The sequence below is a fragment of the Shigella sp. FC1567 genome (genome assembly GCF_001743015.1).
GTDB lineage: Bacteria > Pseudomonadota > Gammaproteobacteria > Enterobacterales > Enterobacteriaceae > Escherichia > Escherichia coli.
The window spans coordinates 1-4,148 of sequence record NZ_MIIV01000165.1; the positions used below are offsets into that span (position 1 = coordinate 1).

Genomic DNA, 4,148 nt, shown 5'->3' on the forward strand with positions numbered 1-4,148 from the left:
GGTAAGCGGCAGGGTCGGAACAGGAGAGCGCACGAGGGAGCTTCCAGGGGGAAACGCCTGGTATCTTTATAGTCCTGTCGGGTTTCGCCACCTCTGACTAGAGCGTCGATTTTTGTGATGCTCGTCAGGGGGGCGGAGCCTATGGAAAAACGCCATCGGCGCGGCCTTCTTCCTGTTCCTGGTCTTTTGCTCACATGTTCTTTCCGGCGTTATCCCCTGATTCTGTGGATAACCGCATTTCGTTTTTGAGTGAGTAGATACCGCTCGCCGCAGTCGAACGACCGAGCGTAGCGAGTCAGTGAGCGAGGAAGCGGAAAAGCGCCTGGACGTGCATTTTCTCCTTACGCATCTGTGCGGCATTTCACACCCGGTATGGCGCACTTTTCATACAATCCGCATTGATGCCGCATGGTGAAGCCAGTATACACTCCGCTATCGCTACGTGACTGGGTCATGGCTGCGCCCCGACACCCGCTAAAACCCGCTGACGCGCCCTGACGGGCTTGTCTGCTCCCGGCATCCGCTCACAGATAAGCTGTGACCGTCTCCGGGAGTGCATGCGTCAGAGGTTTTCACCGTCATCCCCGAAGCGAGCGAGCAACTGCGGTAAAGCTCATCGGCGTGGTCGTGAAGCGATTCACAGATGTCTGCCTGTTCATCCGCGTCCAGTTCGTTGAGCTTCTCCAGCAGCGTTAATGTCTGGCTTCTGATAAAGCGGGCCATGTTAAGGGCGGTTTTTTCCTGTTTAGTCACTGATGCCTCCGTGTAAGGGGGATTTCTGTTCATGGGGGTAATGATACCGATGAAACGCGAGAGGATGCTCACGATACGGGTTACTGATGATGAACATGCTCGTTTGCTGGAACGTTGTGAGGGTAAACAACTGGCGGTATGGATGCGGCGGGTCTGCCTGGGGGAGCCGGTTGCCCGTTCCGGGAGGCTGCCGACACTGGCACCGCCGTTACTGCGTCAGCTGGCCGCCATCGGGAATAACCTGAATCAGACAGCGAGGAAGGTGAACAGCGGGCAGTGGTCTTCCGGTGACCGGGTTCAGGTGGTGGCCGCACTGATGGCCATCGGGGATGAGCTGCGCCGGCTGCGTCTGGCCGTCAGGGAACAGGGGACGCGGGATGATAGTTAAGTTTCATGCCAGGGGAAAAGGTGGTGGCAGTGGTCCGGTTGATTACCTGCTGGGAAGGGAGCGTAACCGGGAAGGGGCAACGGTGCTTCAGGGTAATCCGGAAGAAGTCCGGGAACTCATCGATGCCACGCCATTTGCGAAGAAATACACGTCCGGTGTTCTCTCGTTCGCGGAGAAGGCGCTGCCAGCGGGAGGACGTGAAAAAGTGATGGCGAGTTTTGAGCGTGTACTGATGCCCGGTCTCGAAAAAAATCAGTACAGCATCCTGTGGGTGGAGCACCAGGACAAGGGACGGCTTGAGCTGAATTTTGTCATTCCGAACATGGAGCTACAGACCGGAAAACGCCTCCAGCCGTACTACGACCGGGCAGACAGGTCGAGAATTGATGCCTGGCAGACGCTGGTGAATCACCATTACGGGCTGCATGACCCGAACGCCCCGGAGAACCGCCGGACGCTGACTCTCCCTGATAACCTGCCGGAAACGAAACAGGCGCTTGCTGAGAGCATTACACGGGGGATAGACGCTCTTTATCATGTCGGGGAGATAAAAGACCGTCAGGATGTGATTCAGGCGCTCACAGAGGCGGGGCTTGAAGTGGTCAGGGTGACGCGAAGCAGTATCAGCATTGCAGACCCGAACGGCGGGAAGAATATCAGACTGAAAGGAGCATTCTATGAGCAATCTTTTACAGACGGGCGCGGAGTTCGAGAAAAAGCTGAAAGAGAGAGCCGAATCTACAGAGAAAATGCTGAACGACGAGTTCAGGAAGCTCGAAGAATCTGTAAGCAAGGCTGTGACATCAAACGAGACGAAAATCAAAGACGCTATAGCCCTGTTCACAGCTTCGACAGAGGAATCACTGAAAAAACACCGGGAAGGGGTGAAAGAGGCGATGATGCAGCACAGGAAGGACGTGTTAAAGCTGGCAGGGAATACGGGCATGATGTTGCTGGGGATGGTTATTTTCCTGTTTACCGTGAGTGGCGGGACGCTCTGGTATCTTGGCGGGATGATACAGGCGAACCTGGAAGAAATCAGGAAGCAGAACGAGAGTCTGGAGAAGCTGAACGCGAAGACATGGGGCGTGCGTTATCACGAGGGGAGCAACGGACGTTTTCTGGTGTTGCCCGAGGGGATGAAAGCCGAAACGAACTGGACGATGGAAAACGGGAAACAGAATGCCGTAAGGCTGGTACAGGAGTAACAGAGCATGACGGAGCTGGAAAGACATTTGCTGAACGCATTAGAGCAACTGCAACAGGACTATATGCAGCGGCTGAACGAATGGGAGAGCGCCTTCGTGGAATTGCAGAAAATGTTTTCGCTTACGCAACGGGACAACGCGATGCTGAACGAGCAGGTCATGCAGTTGAGTCAGCAGGTGCAGCACTTGAGCGAGCGGACAGAACGCTTGAGCCAGTTATACAGCGAGAACAGGAGATAAGGGACGAACGGCTGATACAGGAATGCGAACATGAGTTATCCCTGGAGCGTGAGCGCCAGCCGGAAATACAGGAACGCACACTGGATGGTCCTTCACTGGGATGGTAATCAGAGACAGGCTAAAATGTTGTCAGCGCGTTTCCGGTGCATTTTTTGGGATAATGGTTGGTTCGGGGGGGCACCGGGAACGCGCTTCAGTCAGACCTTGCTGAAAACACAGGAACGCGTTAAAACGCATACGGGCGCGATTCTGGTGTGTCTTTTGTTGCTGTGTTTTGCCTCTATTGCCAGATCGCGCTCATTCCCCTGAACTTCTGTTTTCCCGCTCAGGTCCCCGTCTTCTTCGCTTCCGAAAGCATGAAAAAAATCCGTTTCAGCTGTCTCTGGCTGGCAATTCCTGCGTGATTCACATGGCTGCATAGCTATGCATGTGGTTAAAATTTACCGGGTGCGATCGCGGCAGTTTTTCGGGTGGTTTGTTGCCATTTTTACCTGTCTGCTGCCGTGATCGCGCCGAACGCGTTTCAGCGGTGCGTACAATTAAGATATTACGTTAAATTGTGAGGGAATGGTCCCCATATACTGACTTTATCATAGGGATAGGGTTGGTAGTGGGTCGATTGGGTTTCGGCATTGTTTCCGTTAATGCCAATTGCATTTTTGTATTTGATGCAACAGAAGGCGTGAGATTCTCCTGGGCCTGGAAAGGCTAAGTGTTTAGAATTGATGGCAAAATATCTTCCGTCCGATTTTTGAAGTAGTTGTTGTTTGGCTGTCTCCCAAAGGGTGCTGTTACAAACTTCTTGAATTTGTAGTTTTTGCAGGGCTCTTATTACTGCGTTGTCATGTTCCAATTCTTTAGGGGAGTGTATTATTCTCTCTTTTAATAAGCTGTTTACCACAGGGTTTAGTTGTTGTCTAAAGCACGCAGATAATGCCATTGCTACACAATTTTGTTCCCGAGGAAGCATGTTTGGCGGGGTATGCCGTGTTTGATGTGATATGTCTATTCTCATAGAAGGTCTCTGGCTTATAGCATCAACAAATACGGCTATAAAACAAAATTTTCATAGAGTGATTCAAGATCTTCTTGAGATCCTTTTTTGCGGCGCGTAATCTGCTGCCTGCAAACAAAAAAACCACCGCTACCAACGGTGGTTTGTTTGCCGGAATCTAGAGCTACCAACTCTTTCTTCCGAAGGTAACTGGCTTGGTGGAGCACAGATACCAAATGCTGTCCTTCTAGTGTAGCCGCAGTTAGGCCACCACTTCAAGAACTCTTAATATCTCAATCCACCTTGTACAGTTACCAATGGCTGCTGCCAGTGGCGTTAAGTCGTGTCTTACCGGGTTGGACTCAAGACGATAGTTACCGGATGAGGCGCAGCGGTCGGGCTGAACGGGGGGTTCGTGCACACAGCCCAGCTTGGAGCGAACGACCTACACCGAACTGAGATACCTACAGCGTGAGCTATGAGAAAGCGCCACGCTTCCCGAAGGGAGAAAGGCGGACAGGTATCCGGTAAGCGGCAGGGTCGGAACAGGAGAGCGCACGAGGGA

Annotated in this window: 4 protein-coding genes and 1 pseudogene; 2 read left to right on the plus strand and 3 right to left on the minus strand. The window is 52.6% G+C overall.

The features are described from left to right. Positions 1–562: 562 nt before the first annotated feature. Positions 563–753 (minus strand): annotated as a pseudogene (locus BHE85_RS11360) (Rop family plasmid primer RNA-binding protein). A 64-nt stretch (positions 754–817) separates the two neighbouring features. Between BHE85_RS11360 and BHE85_RS11365 the strand changes: the two are divergent. After that, positions 818–1,141 carry a MobC family plasmid mobilization relaxosome protein gene (locus tag BHE85_RS11365; protein WP_000956005.1) on the plus strand — a complete coding sequence of 108 codons (324 nt, stop codon included), beginning with the start codon at positions 818–820 and terminating at the stop codon, positions 1,139–1,141. Then, a complete protein-coding gene (gene mbeA / locus BHE85_RS28405; protein WP_004988854.1) occupies positions 1,131–2,696 on the plus strand; it encodes a plasmid mobilization relaxase MbeA in 1,566 nt (521 codons plus the stop codon). Before BHE85_RS11365 ends, mbeA begins: the two co-directional genes overlap by 11 nt. A gap of 440 nt (positions 2,697–3,136) precedes the next feature. Here the strand turns inward: mbeA and BHE85_RS11380 are convergent, their stop codons facing one another. Both BHE85_RS11380 and BHE85_RS28225 read right to left on the minus strand, forming a co-directional pair. Then, positions 3,137–3,529 carry a hypothetical protein gene (locus BHE85_RS11380; RefSeq protein ID WP_001218243.1) on the minus strand — a complete coding sequence of 131 codons (393 nt, stop codon included), beginning with the start codon at positions 3,527–3,529 and terminating at the stop codon, positions 3,137–3,139. Positions 3,530–3,845: 316 nt separating this feature from the next. Then, positions 3,846–4,004, minus strand: a complete 159-nt coding sequence (locus BHE85_RS28225) for a replication initiation protein (protein WP_306413661.1) — start codon at positions 4,002–4,004, stop codon at positions 3,846–3,848. Positions 4,005–4,148: the final 144 nt, after the last annotated feature.

Bases quoted from the DNA above. Each gene is read 5' to 3' on its own strand.
- BHE85_RS11380 (WP_001218243.1), bottom strand. From the start codon at position 3,529: ATGGCATTATCTGCGTGCTTTAGACAACAACTAAACCCTGTGGTAAAC.
- BHE85_RS11365 (WP_000956005.1), top strand. From the start codon at position 818: ATGCTCACGATACGGGTTACTGATGATGAACATGCTCGTTTGCTGGAA.
- mbeA (WP_004988854.1), top strand. From the start codon at position 1,131: ATGATAGTTAAGTTTCATGCCAGGGGAAAAGGTGGTGGCAGTGGTCCG.